General features: G+C 41.4%; 20 protein-coding genes and 1 tRNA gene. 15 read left to right on the top strand and 6 right to left on the bottom strand.

Features of this window, described 5'->3' with window-relative positions; genetic code table 11:
* The first annotated feature begins 1 nt into the window (after position 1).
* The 3 genes from rhaB to rhaA are packed head-to-tail and all read left to right on the top strand — an operon-like array spanning position 2 to position 3,091.
* Positions 2-1,462, top strand: a complete 1,461-nt coding sequence (gene rhaB, locus ABZM97_RS16135) for a rhamnulokinase (RefSeq protein ID WP_202328161.1) — start codon at positions 2-4, stop codon at positions 1,460-1,462.
* 14 nt (positions 1,463-1,476) lie between these two features.
* On the top strand, positions 1,477-1,791 hold the full coding sequence (gene rhaM / locus ABZM97_RS16130) for an L-rhamnose mutarotase (protein ID WP_367386981.1): 315 nt from the start codon (positions 1,477-1,479) through the stop codon (positions 1,789-1,791).
* Positions 1,792-1,816: 25 nt separating this feature from the next.
* On the top strand, positions 1,817-3,091 hold the full coding sequence (gene rhaA / locus ABZM97_RS16125) for an L-rhamnose isomerase (protein ID WP_367386980.1): 1,275 nt from the start codon (positions 1,817-1,819) through the stop codon (positions 3,089-3,091).
* 40 nt (positions 3,092-3,131) lie between these two features.
* Here rhaA and ABZM97_RS16120 read toward each other — a convergent pair whose 3' ends face one another.
* On the bottom strand, positions 3,132-4,118 hold the full coding sequence (locus tag ABZM97_RS16120) for a Gfo/Idh/MocA family protein (RefSeq protein WP_087993360.1): 987 nt from the start codon (positions 4,116-4,118) through the stop codon (positions 3,132-3,134).
* 160 nt (positions 4,119-4,278) lie between these two features.
* On the opposite strand from ABZM97_RS16120, the gene ABZM97_RS16115 reads away from it, so the two are divergent.
* The 3 genes from ABZM97_RS16115 to ABZM97_RS16105 all read left to right on the top strand — a co-directional run bounded on the left by ABZM97_RS16115 (position 4,279) and on the right by ABZM97_RS16105 (position 6,546).
* A complete protein-coding gene (locus ABZM97_RS16115; protein WP_202328162.1) occupies positions 4,279-5,445 on the top strand; it encodes an AI-2E family transporter in 1,167 nt (388 codons plus the stop codon).
* A gap of 91 nt (positions 5,446-5,536) precedes the next feature.
* Positions 5,537-6,367: an undecaprenyl-diphosphate phosphatase gene (locus ABZM97_RS16110; protein ID WP_087993358.1), complete on the top strand. Its 831-nt coding sequence runs from the start codon at positions 5,537-5,539 to the stop codon at positions 6,365-6,367.
* 106 nt (positions 6,368-6,473) lie between these two features.
* Positions 6,474-6,546 (top strand) — tRNA-Ala (locus ABZM97_RS16105).
* 112 nt (positions 6,547-6,658) lie between these two features.
* Here the strand turns inward: ABZM97_RS16105 and ABZM97_RS16100 are convergent.
* The 5 genes from ABZM97_RS16100 to ABZM97_RS16080 all read right to left on the bottom strand — a co-directional run bounded on the left by ABZM97_RS16100 (position 6,659) and on the right by ABZM97_RS16080 (position 10,074).
* A complete protein-coding gene (locus tag ABZM97_RS16100; RefSeq protein ID WP_202328163.1) occupies positions 6,659-7,885 on the bottom strand; it encodes a site-specific integrase in 1,227 nt (408 codons plus the stop codon).
* A 17-nt stretch (positions 7,886-7,902) separates the two neighbouring features.
* Positions 7,903-8,409, bottom strand: coding sequence for an ImmA/IrrE family metallo-endopeptidase (locus ABZM97_RS16095; RefSeq protein ID WP_202328164.1), 507 nt, complete (start codon positions 8,407-8,409; stop codon positions 7,903-7,905).
* A gap of 71 nt (positions 8,410-8,480) precedes the next feature.
* Positions 8,481-8,828: a DUF4064 domain-containing protein gene (locus ABZM97_RS16090; RefSeq protein ID WP_367386979.1), complete on the bottom strand. Its 348-nt coding sequence runs from the start codon at positions 8,826-8,828 to the stop codon at positions 8,481-8,483.
* Between the two features lie 11 nt (positions 8,829-8,839).
* Positions 8,840-9,361, bottom strand: coding sequence for a hypothetical protein (locus ABZM97_RS16085; RefSeq protein WP_367386978.1), 522 nt, complete (start codon positions 9,359-9,361; stop codon positions 8,840-8,842).
* 329 nt (positions 9,362-9,690) lie between these two features.
* Complete coding sequence (locus ABZM97_RS16080; RefSeq protein ID WP_367386977.1) at positions 9,691-10,074, bottom strand: helix-turn-helix domain-containing protein; 384 nt, start codon at positions 10,072-10,074, stop codon at positions 9,691-9,693.
* A gap of 163 nt (positions 10,075-10,237) precedes the next feature.
* Here ABZM97_RS16080 and ABZM97_RS16075 point away from each other — a divergent pair, with 163 nt between their 5' ends.
* The 9 genes from ABZM97_RS16075 to ABZM97_RS16035 all read left to right on the top strand — a co-directional run bounded on the left by ABZM97_RS16075 (position 10,238) and on the right by ABZM97_RS16035 (position 14,224).
* Positions 10,238-10,465: a helix-turn-helix transcriptional regulator gene (locus tag ABZM97_RS16075; protein WP_010329849.1), complete on the top strand. Its 228-nt coding sequence runs from the start codon at positions 10,238-10,240 to the stop codon at positions 10,463-10,465.
* Positions 10,466-10,476: 11 nt separating this feature from the next.
* Positions 10,477-10,668, top strand: a complete 192-nt coding sequence (locus tag ABZM97_RS16070) for a helix-turn-helix domain-containing protein (protein ID WP_367386976.1) — start codon at positions 10,477-10,479, stop codon at positions 10,666-10,668.
* Between the two features lie 65 nt (positions 10,669-10,733).
* On the top strand, positions 10,734-11,507 hold the full coding sequence (locus tag ABZM97_RS16065) for a phage antirepressor (RefSeq protein ID WP_367386975.1): 774 nt from the start codon (positions 10,734-10,736) through the stop codon (positions 11,505-11,507).
* 142 nt (positions 11,508-11,649) lie between these two features.
* A complete protein-coding gene (locus tag ABZM97_RS16060; protein ID WP_101864168.1) occupies positions 11,650-12,219 on the top strand; it encodes a helix-turn-helix transcriptional regulator in 570 nt (189 codons plus the stop codon).
* The gene (locus tag ABZM97_RS16055; RefSeq protein ID WP_015715352.1) at positions 12,216-12,473 is read left to right on the top strand and encodes a YqaH family protein; all 258 of its coding nucleotides are present in this window, start codon (positions 12,216-12,218) and stop codon (positions 12,471-12,473) included. Before ABZM97_RS16060 ends, ABZM97_RS16055 begins: the two co-directional genes overlap by 4 nt.
* 129 nt (positions 12,474-12,602) lie before the next feature.
* The gene (locus ABZM97_RS16050; protein ID WP_367386974.1) at positions 12,603-12,797 is read left to right on the top strand and encodes a hypothetical protein; all 195 of its coding nucleotides are present in this window, start codon (positions 12,603-12,605) and stop codon (positions 12,795-12,797) included.
* A 101-nt stretch (positions 12,798-12,898) separates the two neighbouring features.
* Positions 12,899-13,093, top strand: coding sequence for a hypothetical protein (locus ABZM97_RS16045; RefSeq protein ID WP_367386973.1), 195 nt, complete (start codon positions 12,899-12,901; stop codon positions 13,091-13,093).
* Positions 13,086-13,274 (top strand): hypothetical protein, encoded by a 189-nt coding sequence (locus ABZM97_RS16040; RefSeq protein ID WP_367386972.1) that lies wholly within the window; start codon positions 13,086-13,088, stop codon positions 13,272-13,274. Before ABZM97_RS16045 ends, ABZM97_RS16040 begins: the two co-directional genes overlap by 8 nt.
* Positions 13,274-14,224, top strand: a complete 951-nt coding sequence (locus tag ABZM97_RS16035) for a YqaJ viral recombinase family protein (RefSeq protein ID WP_134975203.1) — start codon at positions 13,274-13,276, stop codon at positions 14,222-14,224. The genes ABZM97_RS16040 and ABZM97_RS16035 overlap by 1 nt, the downstream gene beginning before the upstream one ends.

Raw genomic sequence — 14,224 nt, 5'->3', positions numbered from 1 at the left:
AATGATTTATACTGCCATTGATATAGGCGCGTCAAGCGGGAGGGTCATGGTAGGTGAGCTGAAGGAAGGAAAGCTTGAAGTACAAGAGATTCACAGATTCGCTAACGGCTTCATTCAAAGAGACGGACATTGCTATTGGGATATTGACCGTTTGCTAAAACAAATCCTGCAAGGGCTTCAAAAGGTGAAAGAGCTAGGGTATGAACGATGCACCGTCGGAATTGACACATGGGCGGTTGATTATGCCTTACTGGACGAAAAAGGAAACCGTTTGCGGGAAGTGATGTCCTACCGGGATAGAAGAACAGATCACACGATAGGCAAACTGGAACAAACCCTGTCAAAAGACACAATCTATCGAAAAACAGGAATACAATTTCAGCCTTTTAACACGATTTATCAATTGTATGAAGAAGACCGCGAGCTGCTGAAAACGACAGACAAAATGATGCTGGTTCCCGATTATTTAGGCTATTGTCTAACCGGAAAAGCGGTGACAGAAATCACAAATGCGTCGACAACACAGCTTCTCAATGTTTCAACCGGAAAGCTTGACCTTGAATTGCTCAAAGCCGTGTCTGTTCACGAACATCAATTTGCGCCGCTGACTGAACCGGGGTGTGAGCTCGGGATGCTGAGAAATGATTGGTTCCCGGATTATGACCTGCCGGCTTGCAAGGTGATAACAGTCGCAACGCATGACACTGCCTCGGCCGTCATCGCGGCGCCAGGCGTAAGCGATAGCTGGGCGTATATCAGCAGCGGAACATGGTCGTTAATCGGGGTTGAAAACAAAACGCCGATATTAACTCAACAGGCTTTGAAAAACAACTATACAAATGAACGCGGCGCAAACAGCACCATTCGCTTTCTTAAAAACATTATCGGCATGTGGGTGATACAAGAAGTAAAACAGCAATTACAAACGAATTACTCTTTTCAGCAGCTTGCAGAGGAAGGCCTAAAAACAGAACCATTCCAGCAATTTATCAACTTAAATGATGAACGTTTCCTGAATCCAGACAGCATGATAGAGGAAATCCAACATTATTGCAGAGAAACCCGCCAAAAGATCCCCCGTACTGCAGGTGAACTTGCCTGCTGCATCTACACCAATTTAGCCATCATCTATGCGATAGCCATCAAAGAGCTGGAAACGATCACGGAAAAACCGATTCAGAAGCTCCATATCATCGGCGGCGGAGCCCGGAATGATTTCTTAAATCAATTAACGGCAAACATGAGCGGAAAAGCGGTATACGCAGGGCCCATAGAGGCAACCGCCATCGGAAATCTGCTGATGCAAATGATTGCTGCCAAAGAAGTCAAAGACATAACAGCAGCTCGGCAAGCTGTCAGAGATTCCTTACCGATCAAAGTGTTTACACCTAAAGACATTGACAGAAGCACGATCATTCAGTCATTTCAGCAAACTGTTTTGAAAGCGCTATCTAAAAGGTGAAGAGGTGATCAGGTTTGAAAAGAAAAGCCAGTATCATGTTTGTCCGCCAAGACAAGTACGAGGAATACAAACAGCGGCATGATGACATTTGGCCAGAAATGGAAGAAGCACTCAAAGCTCACGGAGCGCACCATTATTCCATTTTTTTAGACGAGGAAACAGGCCGGTTATTTGCTTATTTAGAAATAGAAGATGAAGAAAAGTGGAGAAAGATGGCGGATACAGAAGTTTGCCGGAGATGGTGGAAATCGATGGCGCCATTCATGAAAACAAATCCAGATTTCAGTCCTGTTTCGATAAATCTTAAGGAAGTTTTTTATTTGGATTAAAAAACCGAAAAAGGGAGAGAGCCGCATGACCATAAAAGCCAATTATAACAATGCAAAACAGGCATATGAAAAATGGGGAATTGATGTTGAAGAGGCGCTTCGGCAATTAAAGCAAGTGCCCATTTCAATCCACTGCTGGCAGGGTGACGATATTGAAGGCTTTGAAGTAAATAAAGGCGAGCTTTCAGGCGGAATTGACGTGACCGGCAATTATCCCGGAAAAGCGCAAACCCCTGAAGAATTAAGAAGAGATTTGGAGAAGGCTCTTTCTCTTATTCCGGGAAAGCACCGCGTGAACCTGCATGCGATATACGCAGAAACAAACGGGGAAGCGGCAGAACGGGATGAATTGAAGCCGCATCATTTTGAAAACTGGGTGAAATGGGCGAAAGATCTCGGTCTCGGTTTAGATTTTAATCCGACCTTGTTTTCGCATGAGAAAGCGGCTGACGGACTCACCCTTTCACACCCCGACCCGAACGTCAGGAAATTTTGGATCAGGCATTGCATCGCGTGCCGCCGTATTGGGGAATACTTCGGGAAAGAACTAGGAACACCTTGCTTGACGAATATTTGGATTCCCGACGGCTATAAGGATATCCCGAGTGACAGGCTGACACCGCGTATAAGATTAAAAGAATCACTGGATCGGATCTTCGCAGTGGAGATCAGTGAACAACACAATCTTGATTCAGTCGAAAGCAAGCTGTTCGGACTTGGTTCCGAATCATATGTTGTCGGCTCTCATGAATTTTATTTGGCTTACGCTTTGACGAATCAAAAGCTTTGTTTGCTGGATACAGGCCATTATCACCCGACTGAAACGGTGTCAAACAAGATTTCGTCCATGCTGCTTTATACAGACAAACTCGCCTTGCACGTGTCCCGGCCCGTTCGCTGGGATAGCGACCATGTTGTGATTTTAGATGATGAATTGAGAGAAATCGCGCTTGAAATTGTACGCAATCAGGCTCTCGAGAAGGTCGCTATCGGTCTGGACTTTTTCGATGCCAGCATTAACCGTGTTGCCGCCTGGACCATCGGAACGAGAAATATGATCAAAGCTTTATTGTATGCATTGCTTCTCCCGAACGACTATTTAAAACAATTACAGGAAGAGGGCCGATTTACAGAAAGGCTGGCGCTGATGGAGGAATTTAAAACATATCCTTTCGGGGCCGTCTGGGATTCCTACTGTGAGCAAATGGGCGTGCCGGTAAAAGAGGAATGGCTCCATGACATAAAAAATTATGAACAACAGGTGCTTTTAAAAAGGAAGGCGTCTTCTCCGATTGTCTAATAAAAAATCCGCCGCGGCATTGGCACGCGGGCGGATTTTTTTACGCTTGATCAGCAGGGTATACAATCCCCATCTGCTTTCTTGCTTCTTCCATGATTTTGGCGGTGATCAAAGACCGTTCAAATGTATTGTCTTCAGATTCCGGCTTGTTCTCTTTTATGAGCGTGACAAATTCTTCTATTTCGTAGAACATCGCCGGTTTAGGATCATGAATCGAAATGTTTTCCAGACGGCCGTCTCGATAGCGGATTTCCACTCGTTCAGGCTGCTGAATTGTATCGATTACAATCGTCCCGTCTTCACCCTGAATTTCCGCCGGAGCATAGGAAGTAGAGATTTTAGAATGCATCAGAACGGCTTCGAACCCGTCGTAAGACAGAATGACGGTCCCCTCTCCATCTACTCCGGAAGATAAAGCATATCCGTTCGCCTTCACGTCCTGCGGTTCGCCAAATAGCACGACAGCAGGATAAATACAATAAACGCCGATATCCATTAATGACCCGTTGGAAAGCTCAGGCTTAAATGCGTTCAAGACGGTTCCGTTTCTAAACGCGTCATACCGTGAGGAGTACTGGCAGTAGCTTGCGGTAAATCTGCGGACGGTTCCGATTTTATGTAAGTGTTTCTTCAGCTCTTTGAAGTTTGGCAGGAAAGTGGTCTTCAGCGCTTCCATGAGGACAACGCCGTTTTCCTGAGCTGCTGTAATCATCTGTTCCGTTTCTTTCGTATTTGAAGCAAACGGCTTCTCACAAAGCACATGCTTGCCATGGTTCATAAAGAGAACGGCCTGCTCCTTGTGAAGAGCATTGGGACTGGCTATGTATACAGCATCAAAGCAATCGCTTGCCGCCATTTCCTGTAGGTTTGAGAAGATGTGCTCAGCGCCGTGTTTAGCGGCAAACTCGGCAGCGCGTTCAACTGATCTCGAATAAACAGCTGTCAGCTGAACATCTTTTATTTCCGCTGCTGACTCAAGAAAGCGGTCTGTAATCCAGTTTGTTCCTACTATGGCAAAACGTATCATTCTTATCGCTCCTTTTGCATGATATAGCTAAATTATAGCTCAAAAAGGAGAAAAGCACATGATAGAACAAACCACATGCCAGCGATTAACGGTTTTTATTTTTCATTATAGGGACGATAGTGTACAATTTAATTAAACTATGTATGACGGAGGAACGATAGTGGAGATGTTGCAAACATGGAGCGGCAGATTTAAACAATTCTTCTTGGACAATAAGTTTGTTTTATTTTTGCTTGTGCTGCTGCTGATTGGTTTAAATATTCTCGTTTTTACAAAAACATCATTTATTTTCACCCCGATTATAGTTCTTCTCAAAACAATTTCACTGCCGATTATTTTAACAGGGATTGTTTTTTATCTGTTAAACCCAATCGTTGATTTCCTTGAGAGAAGAAGAGTAAGAAGAATCTATACGATTTTCCTGTTATATCTACTGATTATCGGACTGATCACGATCACGATCGTGTCCATCATCCCCTTTTTAAAAGAACAAATTATGAGTTTGATTGACAATATCCCGAGATATGTGGATATCGTTGAAAATCAGACGAAACAGCTGATCGGCAGCAACTTCGTCAATCAGGCCCAGCAAACGATGAACATCAATATATCTGATCTTGCAACAAAGATTTCAGATCAGGCGGCTACGATTGTGAACAGTACTTTCACCGGTGTTGGGAATTTTATCGGTGCTCTGACTGAGGTTATTATTTCGATTGTCACGGTTCCGTTTATTCTTTTCTATTTATTAAAAGATGGAAAGAAGTTGCCGGTCTATATACTGAAGTTTGTGCCGACACGATTAAAAGAACAGACATACACAGTCTTAAGCGAAATGAATCATCGGTTAAGCTCTTATATCAGAGGCCAGATCATTGTCAGCTTCTGTATCGGGTTTTTGCTGTTTATCGGTTATTTGATTATCGGGCTGGATTATGCTTCATTGCTTGCCATCATTGCGGCTTGTACAAGCATCGTTCCGTATTTAGGGCCGACGATTGCCATTACGCCAGCGATTATCATCGCCATAGTGACATCACCGCTCATGCTGCTTAAGCTGGTGATCGTATGGACAATTGTTCAGCTGATCGAAGGGAAGCTGATCTCTCCGCAAATTATGGGGAAAAACCTTCACATCCACCCCATTACGATTATTTTTCTGCTGTTAACAGCCGGCAAGCTGTTTGGTGTGGTTGGAATCATTCTTGCCATTCCGGGCTATGCAGTTGCTAAAGTCATTACGACACATTTATTTGACTGGTTTAAAATGCGGTCACATTTATACGACGAAGAAAAAAATGAAAATACGTCAGGGCATAAAGTGTGATTTTCGTTTATAGTTATATAAGACGGGCTTTCCATTTATGGAAAGCTCCCGTTATGTAAAAAAATAAATGTCTAATGGGGAGAATCAAATCATGACTCTATGGGAATTGTTTGTAGCTGCCATCTTAGGGATCGTAGAAGGGTTAACAGAGTACGCGCCGGTTTCTTCGACAGGACATATGATCATAGTAGACGATATCTGGCTTAAATCAAGCAATCTGATGTCAGAAGAAGCTGCCAACTCATTCAAAGTGGTGATTCAGCTTGGTTCTATTTTAGCAGTGGCCATCGTGTTTAAAGACCGGATTTTGAATTTGCTCGGCCTGAAAAAGAATATTACCAGCGACCAGAAGCAGGGACATAAATTAAGCATTGCACAAATTGCAGTCGGACTTGTGCCTGCAGCTGTTCTCGGCTTTTTGTTTGAGGATTACATTGATGAATATTTATTTTCTGTTCAAACTGTAGCCGTGGGTTTAATCGCCGGGGCAGTCCTGATGCTTTTTGCTGATTGGGTGAATAAACGGAAAGTTGCAACAGACACCCTCGACCGCATTTCCTATAAGCAGGCGATAGGAGTCGGCTTATTTCAATGTCTTGCCCTGTGGCCGGGTTTCTCGCGTTCCGGTTCAACCATTTCCGGAGGCGTTATTCTTGGATTGAACCATCGCGCGGCAGCCGACTTTACGTTTATTATGGCGATGCCGATCATGATGGGAGCAAGTTTTTTAAGCCTTGTGAAGCACTGGGACAGTTTAAGCTCGGATCTGTTGCCGTTTTTCATCGTCGGCTTTATCTGCGCCTTTGTTGTCGCGCTGTTTGTCGTCCGTTTCTTCTTAAAACTGATTAACAAAATCAAACTCGTCCCCTTTGCAATCTACCGAATCATCCTCGGTGTGATTTTACTTTTAATCATGATGTAAACCCAAAAATAAGGCTCTTCCGGAGCCTTATTTTTTCTGACATTTCAAGAGGGAACAGCTTGTTTTTCAAAAAAAAATCATCTATAATAAATATGACGTTACATACGGGGCCATAGCTCAGCTGGGAGAGCGCTACACTGGCAGTGTAGAGGTCAGGGGTTCGAGCCCCCTTGGCTCCATACCTTTGAACCCTTATTCTATAAGGGTTTTTTTGTTTGTCAGGAACAGAGCCAATTACCCAAAAAAGCAATTGGGGACAAATTGGGGACCAAAATTTTATTTTGGGGTCATTTAGTTGCTTTTCACCTTCAAATTAGGATTAAATTGATCAAAATATTGAGCTGTCTCATTTTCAAGTTTTTCGGTAACATGGCCGTAAATATCAGATGTTATTCTTCTACTTGCGTGACCGGCACGTTTTTGAATTGCACTCATATTTTCACCGGCTTCTATAAGGATAGCCACCATCGTATGCCGCAGATCATGGAGCCTAATATCTTTTAGTCCATACTTCTTTTTTATTTTTGCCCACTTTGCAGTGGGGGTAGTGTAGTAATATGGCTTTCCTATTCCATTATGAAAGATGTATTGATTGTCCTCACCTTCCCAGGCATCACCGAGCATAAGTTTTTCCTTCTTCCACATGCGATAATACTTTGCTAAATCCTCCATATAGAAATCTGGCATTTTAACAAAACGTTTTGAGCTGCGAGATTTAGGTGCTTTTACAAGCGGCTGTCCGTTGACTGTTTTAGAGATTGAGCGATTTACATAGAAGCCGCCTCTGTTCCAATCCACATCCAAGTGCCATTGAAAGGCAAGTCCTTCACCACGCCGTAAACCGCCGATCATTGCACCCAAAAAGTACAAACGCCATTTTATATCAATTTCGTATAAAACCCGGATACATTCTTCTGCTTCATCAGTCTGAAAATATTGCATTTCTTTTGGTTCCACATGTGGCTGACTTAATCCCTCCATAGGATTGTCTTTAATGAGTTTCCATTCTTCTGTGGCTGTCTTGAAGATTGCCTGTAACGTTTGAAATACATCAAGAATCGTTCTATCACCAAGCCCGCCAGACTTTCCATCTTTTCGAGCCCCATCTTTAGATAAATCATCTATAAAATCAACAATGTGTAAGGTTTTTATTTTATCTATTTGTTTATGTCCAAATGCAGGGAGGATGTGGTTGTGTAAGTGAGTTGAGTATTTTTCGGATGCTTTATAAGAGTAAGGTTTTCCACTTTTATTAAAGAGTTTCTTTTCAACCCATTTCCCTGCAAATGATTCGAATGTAGCTTTTTCAGGAGCAATATACTCGCCAGCCTCTACTTCAATTCTGAAACGGTGCAGCTGATCCTCGAGGTACTCCTGTAATTTCCGTTTAGACTTTAATATTTTTGGATCTTCGATACGAATCGATTTCTTTCTTCTATCCCTTTTTCCGTTTGCGTCATAACCATTTTCGACAATTAACCTAAAAGATTTTTCACTGCGTCTTTCAATACTAGCCATGTGGCTACCTCCTTGTTCTAATAATTTAGTTGATAGAGCTTTTGATGCCAGAGAATAGAAAACTGTTTTCTTTTGTACATTTCAAGCCGTTTAGCTGCGAAAGGATATGTGACGTTAAAGGTATCCCCAATTAACTTTATAGCCTCTGATTGCATGCGCGGCAACGAAATCTTTTCGAGCATGAACGTCGGTACACAAAAGTGATACATGAAACTATTAGCTTGGTACTCTTGCAGTTGGCGGAACATACGATTCATATTGAATTGGTTTCCGCAATGTTTAATCACATGCCCGAGTTCATGAACAAAGTCCTCCCATTGCTGTTGACGAGAAGCACTTGAATCCAAAACCATGCTATAAAGACCATTTATACAAAACATGCTGCTGCCTTTTCTTTCATAGTGAATCCAAATCTGAAAAGCAGCCGCAATCCGTTCCATGTCAACCTCTTCAGGAGTAAGCATATTCAATTTTGTATAAATCTTCTTTACTTCTTCTTCTAGATGAGATAACTGAATTGTCATAGTAGCACCACCTGATGGGAATGTATGTTCTGTTTTTAGTGTGAAAGAAAAGCCCTCTGAAGGGCTCTTCGTTACGCTGCTGTTGTCTGAGATTTGTCTTTTCTAACGAGTCCCATGATTCCAGGGATAATAAGAAGTACAGCAGGCAGTAAGTAGAATAAAGAGATACAAATCAGACCACCGACACCGGAAATGATGAGTAAAATCCCACCTAGTTTTCCTTTCTTTCTAACAATTACAGAAGCAACAATACCAAGGATGGAGAGGAAGATAGCACCCCAACCTAAACCGATAATATCGCTTGTGCCAGATGAATTAAAAGAGGCGTCAAGGCCACCAACAATTAACGCCAAAAAAGCTCCAATAAACCCAAAAATTCCACCAATCAGACCTAAAACAAATTCAGTTGTTCTTTTCATTTCAAATCTCCTTACTTAACTGGTACTGTGATTGAAACTGCTTTGTTATTCATGAAGTCATCAGTTGTAACATCACCGAAGTTTAATTTAATTTCTTTAACGCTATCAACATCAATTTCTTTACCATCTGGAGCTGAAAACTCAAGAACTCCTTCTTGTTTAACGCCGCCTTGAACATCACCGCCAACTTCTCCATCAGTTAAGAACATATTTGCAGATAATTGCATGCTACCGATAACTGCATTTCCTTGGTCTGGATAAAAATTTAGAACCTTATCAGTAGTATTTTCAATGTTTATTCCAACGTTTATCTTGTCTTTCATGATCTTTACATCGCCCAAGTTAACTTTCATTCCCAGAGCTTCAGCAGATTGTTTGCTCGCATCGACTTTTTTAGAGCCATCATCTTTAGTCTCTTCAGTTTTTTTGTCTTTTGAATCACTGCTCCCTGTAGAGACATCATCCGTAGAGCTACATGCTGCCAATGCTAATGCTAGTCCAAAAGACATGAATAATAAGAACCACTTTTTCAACTTAATTCCCCCAGTTCATAAATTAGAATACCTATTAATAATCGACCAAATTCAGCAAAATTTCAAGAGGATTTTGCCAAAAATGTTAATAGATTCATAAAATTAACGGGGATAAGATGGTGAATTCACTTAACTGATCACCTCAAAATTTGCGGTTGAAAGAGAATATAACCTCAAAGATCACCTCAATTTTTGAGGTTGAAATCCTTTCAACTGAATAGTTTACCTCAAATTTTGAGGTGAAGTGTTCAGCATTAATTAAACTAAACAAAACAATAATAATAAATAAAGATTAATGTGTTTGTTATGTAATTATTTTTTGCTTCTGTTTACTCATCAGGCGAATTTGGAATTTTACGTCCTTTTGCTTTTTCTTTCTCTTTTAGGTAGTTGATAAAATCAATAGTTTGTCTACGAGCTTCCTCAGAAAAGTCCGCTGCTTCTTTAAAGGCAATTTGCAGATCCGGATCATTAATGAGGTCTGGAGAAACCGGAGTGTTAATGGTCATTGAATCATTATCCGTTCTTCCAAGTAAATAATCTGCTGTAGTTTGTAAAGCGTCTGCTAAATCACTAAGCATTTCATTAGAAGGAGTGCTGTATCCAGTCTCATAGTTTGAGATTGTAGTTTTCTTTGTGTTAACTTTTTCTGCCAGTTGGGTTTGAGTTAAACCCAAATCTTTTCTCCGTTGTTTTAATCTTTTAGGAAGCATTATCTACCACAACCTATCACATAAGTTCAAATATATTGTACATCAATATAATGTAAAATAAATATAAGTCCAAAAAAATCAAACTTTTAGGTTGACATCCAAGAAAGTTGGATTTATACTAAGCTTAACAGTTCAACAAACTTGGATTTCAGGTGGTGAAATAATGAAAAACCAAAATTTGATTTTAGCTAGAAAGGCAAAGGGCTATACCCAGGATGAATTAGCTTTGATTTTAAATTGCAAAAAGACAACAATAAGCAACTGGGAGAACGGGGTATCAAATCCTACATTGCCTATTGCATTTAAGCTATCTGAAAAACTTGGACGTGATATAAACGAACTTTTTTTAAATTTAAAAGTCCAAGAAACTCAAACAACAAACACAGCATAGGAGGTTAAAAAATGACTCGCAACACAATGTACGTTCAGGAAGTCGCTGACTACCTCGGGGTTCACCACGACACGATCTATACAATGGTTCGTGAAAAGCAAATACCTCACTTCCGAGTAGGCAGACGCATTCTTTTTACAAAACAAACTATTGAGGCGTGGAGAGAAGCTCAGGAGCAAGCCAGTATGAAACAAGCGCAATAGCAAAGGACCTGCTGAACGAAAGTTTCCGTTTAGTGAATGACAAAATCTATTAAGGAGGTTCACGAATGAATCAATTACCAAAAGTATTCAACTATCAAGATCAGCAAGTAAGAACAGTTTTACAAGATGGACAACCTTGGTTTGTCGCAAAGGATGTCTGCAATGTACTAAATCATTCAAATCACAAAGTAGCGGTGTCCCGGCTCGACGAAGACGAGGTAAGTAAAGTTTACCTCACCGATTCATTAGGTCGTAATCAAAAAACAACTGTTGTCAATGAAGCTGGTTTGTATTCACTTATTTTAACTAGTAACAAACCAGAGGCTAAACAATTCAAAAGGTGGATCACTCATGAAGTCATCCCGACAATCAGAAAAACGGGCGGCTACGTTGCAAATGACGAGTTATTCATCCAAACATACTTGCCGCAAGCTGATGAAAACACAAAGCTGCTTTTCAAAACAACTCTTCACACTATGAAAGAGCAAAGCAAACAAATTGAAACCATGAAACCGAAAGTGATTTTCGCTGAGGCGGTTGAATCGTCCGAGTCCTCTGTGCTTGTTGGTGAATTAGCGAAAATCATCCAGCAAAACGGTGTAGATATCGGGCCGAACAAATTATTTCAATGGTTGCGTGACAATGGGTATCTGATTCGCAAAAAAGGTGAGTCATTTAATCTTCCAACTCAACGCAGTATGGATATGGGCCTGTTTGAAATCAAGAAAAGAACTGTAAGCAATCTTGACGGTTCTATTAGGACCACACGCACACCAAAGGTAACCGGTAAAGGTCAGATTTATTTTGTAAATAAATTCATGTCATCTCAATCGGCTTAATCGCCTTCACTCCACAACTTTGAGGAGTGAGTTACTAATCTCCACAATTTTGGGGAGATTGAAATTGCCGTTATGGCAAAGGGACAACCCTTTATTAATTAAATTTTACCAAATAATTCCCCGTGAAACAGGAGGAGAACATATGTCGAACAACCCGTATAAACTCGATAATTTACCAAATATTATGCGTGAAGTTAGAAAGGCAATAGGATTCACGCAATATCAGCTGGGGCAACTACTCGGCGGAAAAGATCAGCAGTATGTTTCAAATGTAGAAAAGGGCCTGAGCACACTAACGCCTGAACTCTGTATAAAGTGGTTTGAGGTATGCGGAGCATATGAACACATTGATCTTGTGCATTACTTGTTCCGGCTCCATCCAAGGGCGACAGCGCCAGTCGATCCGGCTTTGAATGTAAGCCCCAGCAAGGCTTTAATCAATTTCATGAAACAGACAAAAGAATCACTTGATGCTGCAGAGAACATTGCACTCTGGTTGGCAAACGAACGGCCCGGCCGTGTCGAGGCTCTCCCCATGGGTGATCTTAAAGAGATTCTTGATCTCGGACCGGCTATTGATACTCTCTTCTATGCCTTATCTAGAAGTCATGGTCTAAAGATGCAGGAGCTTGCAGAAAAGTGGACACGAAAAGCGTTAATGGATCAAGTTGCAATGTCAAAACAAGAGGAAAGGCAGGCTATGCTCGTATGAAACTCAATCAATTCTTGAAATCCGATGTAGAAGTCGCAAAACGAAAATCAGATTCAGTTGAAAGTATGGCTGATCTATTACTGGCCTCTTTAAAAGATGGTGATTATGAAGAAGCTTTAGATATTCTTGGCAGTATTAAAGCAAATATTGAAGATTTGAAACGCATTTCGAATAAAGGGTTGTTATATGATACGGCATTAAAAATGCAAAAGCGAGGCATTGATTTGTCATTGGTACGCAGGAGCTTAGGCTGATGGTTCACTTTGTCCACAAACCAGCAACAGCGTTGGAGGTCAGAGCATGGTGTGAAAGAATCCGAAATCATAGCGAACTGTACTTGATTTGGGATAAACGCACAGCAAATTACAGAAAGGAGATTATGAATGATCGAAAATCCAATGATTCTAAACAACTGGCACGACAAGCTGACTGAGCCAGAAACACAAAAGGATTTTTTCGGGGATGAAGTTACGCCAGTTGATGATTATGTAATCGATTGTGGCGCGGTGATCTTGAGAGAGAACCTTGATCGTTATCTGAGGGAGCAACTAGGTTTCCAGTTTATAAATGGGCAATAAAAAAGTCCACTCGGCAAAGTGGACTCGGTAAGGCGTTTTGACTTGAATATTTACTTAATTATACCAAAACGCCTCATAAAAAACAACGGGGGTTATGAAAAATGAAGCTAACAAGAACTGAAAGTATTGAAATTATTAAAACCTATCTTGATGGTCAATGGGTACCGACGACCGATTTCCTTGAAGCACTTGGAAAAACGGTGTCGGAAATCGAGAGATTAGAACGAAAAAATGAAGATTTGCAAAAAACTGTACGAGCTTATCAAGCTGAGAGGGGGATATATCCTAATGACTAAATCGATCACAGCACCATTCAGCAACAGACGTGAGGATCAGCAGAGACTTTATAAGGTCAACGGCTCTATCGTAATCGATAAAAACGGGAGAATGTTTTTCAGTTTTCCTTCAATGGACGCATACAGGGAGTGGCAGCGGCTTGGCGCGGAAGAGTACAAAAGAAAGGTGGGGGTGGTCTGATGCAAGCAGAGGTTTTCGCTTCGACAGCGGACATGAGTCGGGACGAATGGCTTCTTGAGCGACGGAAGGGCATAGGCGGTTCTGATGCTTCCGTTATTTTAGGCATAAACAAATGGCAAACACCGTTTGAATTGTGGTTAGACAAAACAGGCCAGGTGCCTGTAAGTGAATCAGGCAGTGAAGCTGCATACTTTGGCTCGCTTCTTGAAGATGTTGTTGCAAAAGAGTTTGAGATTCGTAGTGGCAAAAAAGTAAGGCGAAGAAAAGCAATGCTCAAGCATCCTAATCATGATTTTATATTGGCGAATGTTGACCGAATGATCGTTGGTGAAAAAGCCATTTTGGAGTGTAAAACCACGTCAGCATACAACCTAAAAGAGTGGGAAGATGACGAGATTCCTGACAGCTATATTGTTCAGGTCCAACACTATCTAGGAGTGCTAGGACCAGAATATAAAAAAGCATATTTTGCTGTACTGATCGGCGGCAATAAATTCGTTTGGAAAGAGATTGAGCGCGATGACGAGCTTATTGCGATGATCTTTCAAGCAGAGATTGAATTTTGGAATGAAAATGTATTGGGTGGACAGGCTCCGGCGCTTGACGGTTCGAGTGCTGCAGAAGAATATCTCAAGCGACGTTATGAGGAGGCAGAGGGCGGTAAAGTCGTTGATCTCACATCAGCGAATAAAACACGTATTCAGCAATATTTGCAGCTTAAAGATCAGATCAACGAACTCCAATTGCAGGCAAAGGAATTAGAAAACCAGATCAAACACGAAATGAAGGAAGCTGAATACGGCTTCATCGGAAACTATCAAACTAGTTGGAAGTCAGTTTCAACTAACCGGATCGACTCTAAGAAACTCAAAGAGCAGTTTCCGGACGTATACGAGAAAGTCACTAAAGAAGTCCAATTTAGACGCTTTGGAATCAAGGAGGTTAGCTGA

This window comes from Bacillus vallismortis, assembly GCF_040784915.1.
Classification (GTDB): Bacteria; Bacillota; Bacilli; order Bacillales; family Bacillaceae; genus Bacillus; species Bacillus subtilis_G.
The sequence above is the reverse complement of the archived record's forward strand: the minus strand, read 5'-3'. Positions and strand labels throughout refer to the sequence as shown.

What these genes read in the sequence shown, in the direction of transcription:
- ABZM97_RS16050 (WP_367386974.1), top strand. Translation starts at nt 12,603, where the DNA reads ATGATCGAAAATCCAATGATTCTAAACAACTGGCACGACAAGCTGACT.
- ABZM97_RS16120 (WP_087993360.1), bottom strand. Translation starts at nt 4,118, where the DNA reads ATGATACGTTTTGCCATAGTAGGAACAAACTGGATTACAGACCGCTTT.
- ABZM97_RS16070 (WP_367386976.1), top strand. Translation starts at nt 10,477, where the DNA reads ATGACTCGCAACACAATGTACGTTCAGGAAGTCGCTGACTACCTCGGG.
- ABZM97_RS16090 (WP_367386979.1), bottom strand. Translation starts at nt 8,828, where the DNA reads ATGAAAAGAACAACTGAATTTGTTTTAGGTCTGATTGGTGGAATTTTT.
- ABZM97_RS16045 (WP_367386973.1), top strand. Translation starts at nt 12,899, where the DNA reads ATGAAGCTAACAAGAACTGAAAGTATTGAAATTATTAAAACCTATCTT.
- ABZM97_RS16100 (WP_202328163.1), bottom strand. Translation starts at nt 7,885, where the DNA reads ATGGCTAGTATTGAAAGACGCAGTGAAAAATCTTTTAGGTTAATTGTC.
- ABZM97_RS16060 (WP_101864168.1), top strand. Translation starts at nt 11,650, where the DNA reads ATGTCGAACAACCCGTATAAACTCGATAATTTACCAAATATTATGCGT.
- ABZM97_RS16080 (WP_367386977.1), bottom strand. Translation starts at nt 10,074, where the DNA reads ATGCTTCCTAAAAGATTAAAACAACGGAGAAAAGATTTGGGTTTAACT.
- ABZM97_RS16035 (WP_134975203.1), top strand. Translation starts at nt 13,274, where the DNA reads ATGCAAGCAGAGGTTTTCGCTTCGACAGCGGACATGAGTCGGGACGAA.
- ABZM97_RS16095 (WP_202328164.1), bottom strand. Translation starts at nt 8,409, where the DNA reads ATGACAATTCAGTTATCTCATCTAGAAGAAGAAGTAAAGAAGATTTAT.
- ABZM97_RS16110 (WP_087993358.1), top strand. Translation starts at nt 5,537, where the DNA reads ATGACTCTATGGGAATTGTTTGTAGCTGCCATCTTAGGGATCGTAGAA.
- rhaA (WP_367386980.1), top strand. Translation starts at nt 1,817, where the DNA reads ATGACCATAAAAGCCAATTATAACAATGCAAAACAGGCATATGAAAAA.
- ABZM97_RS16065 (WP_367386975.1), top strand. Translation starts at nt 10,734, where the DNA reads ATGAATCAATTACCAAAAGTATTCAACTATCAAGATCAGCAAGTAAGA.
- ABZM97_RS16040 (WP_367386972.1), top strand. Translation starts at nt 13,086, where the DNA reads ATGACTAAATCGATCACAGCACCATTCAGCAACAGACGTGAGGATCAG.
- rhaB (WP_202328161.1), top strand. Translation starts at nt 2, where the DNA reads ATGATTTATACTGCCATTGATATAGGCGCGTCAAGCGGGAGGGTCATG.
- ABZM97_RS16075 (WP_010329849.1), top strand. Translation starts at nt 10,238, where the DNA reads ATGAAAAACCAAAATTTGATTTTAGCTAGAAAGGCAAAGGGCTATACC.
- ABZM97_RS16055 (WP_015715352.1), top strand. Translation starts at nt 12,216, where the DNA reads ATGAAACTCAATCAATTCTTGAAATCCGATGTAGAAGTCGCAAAACGA.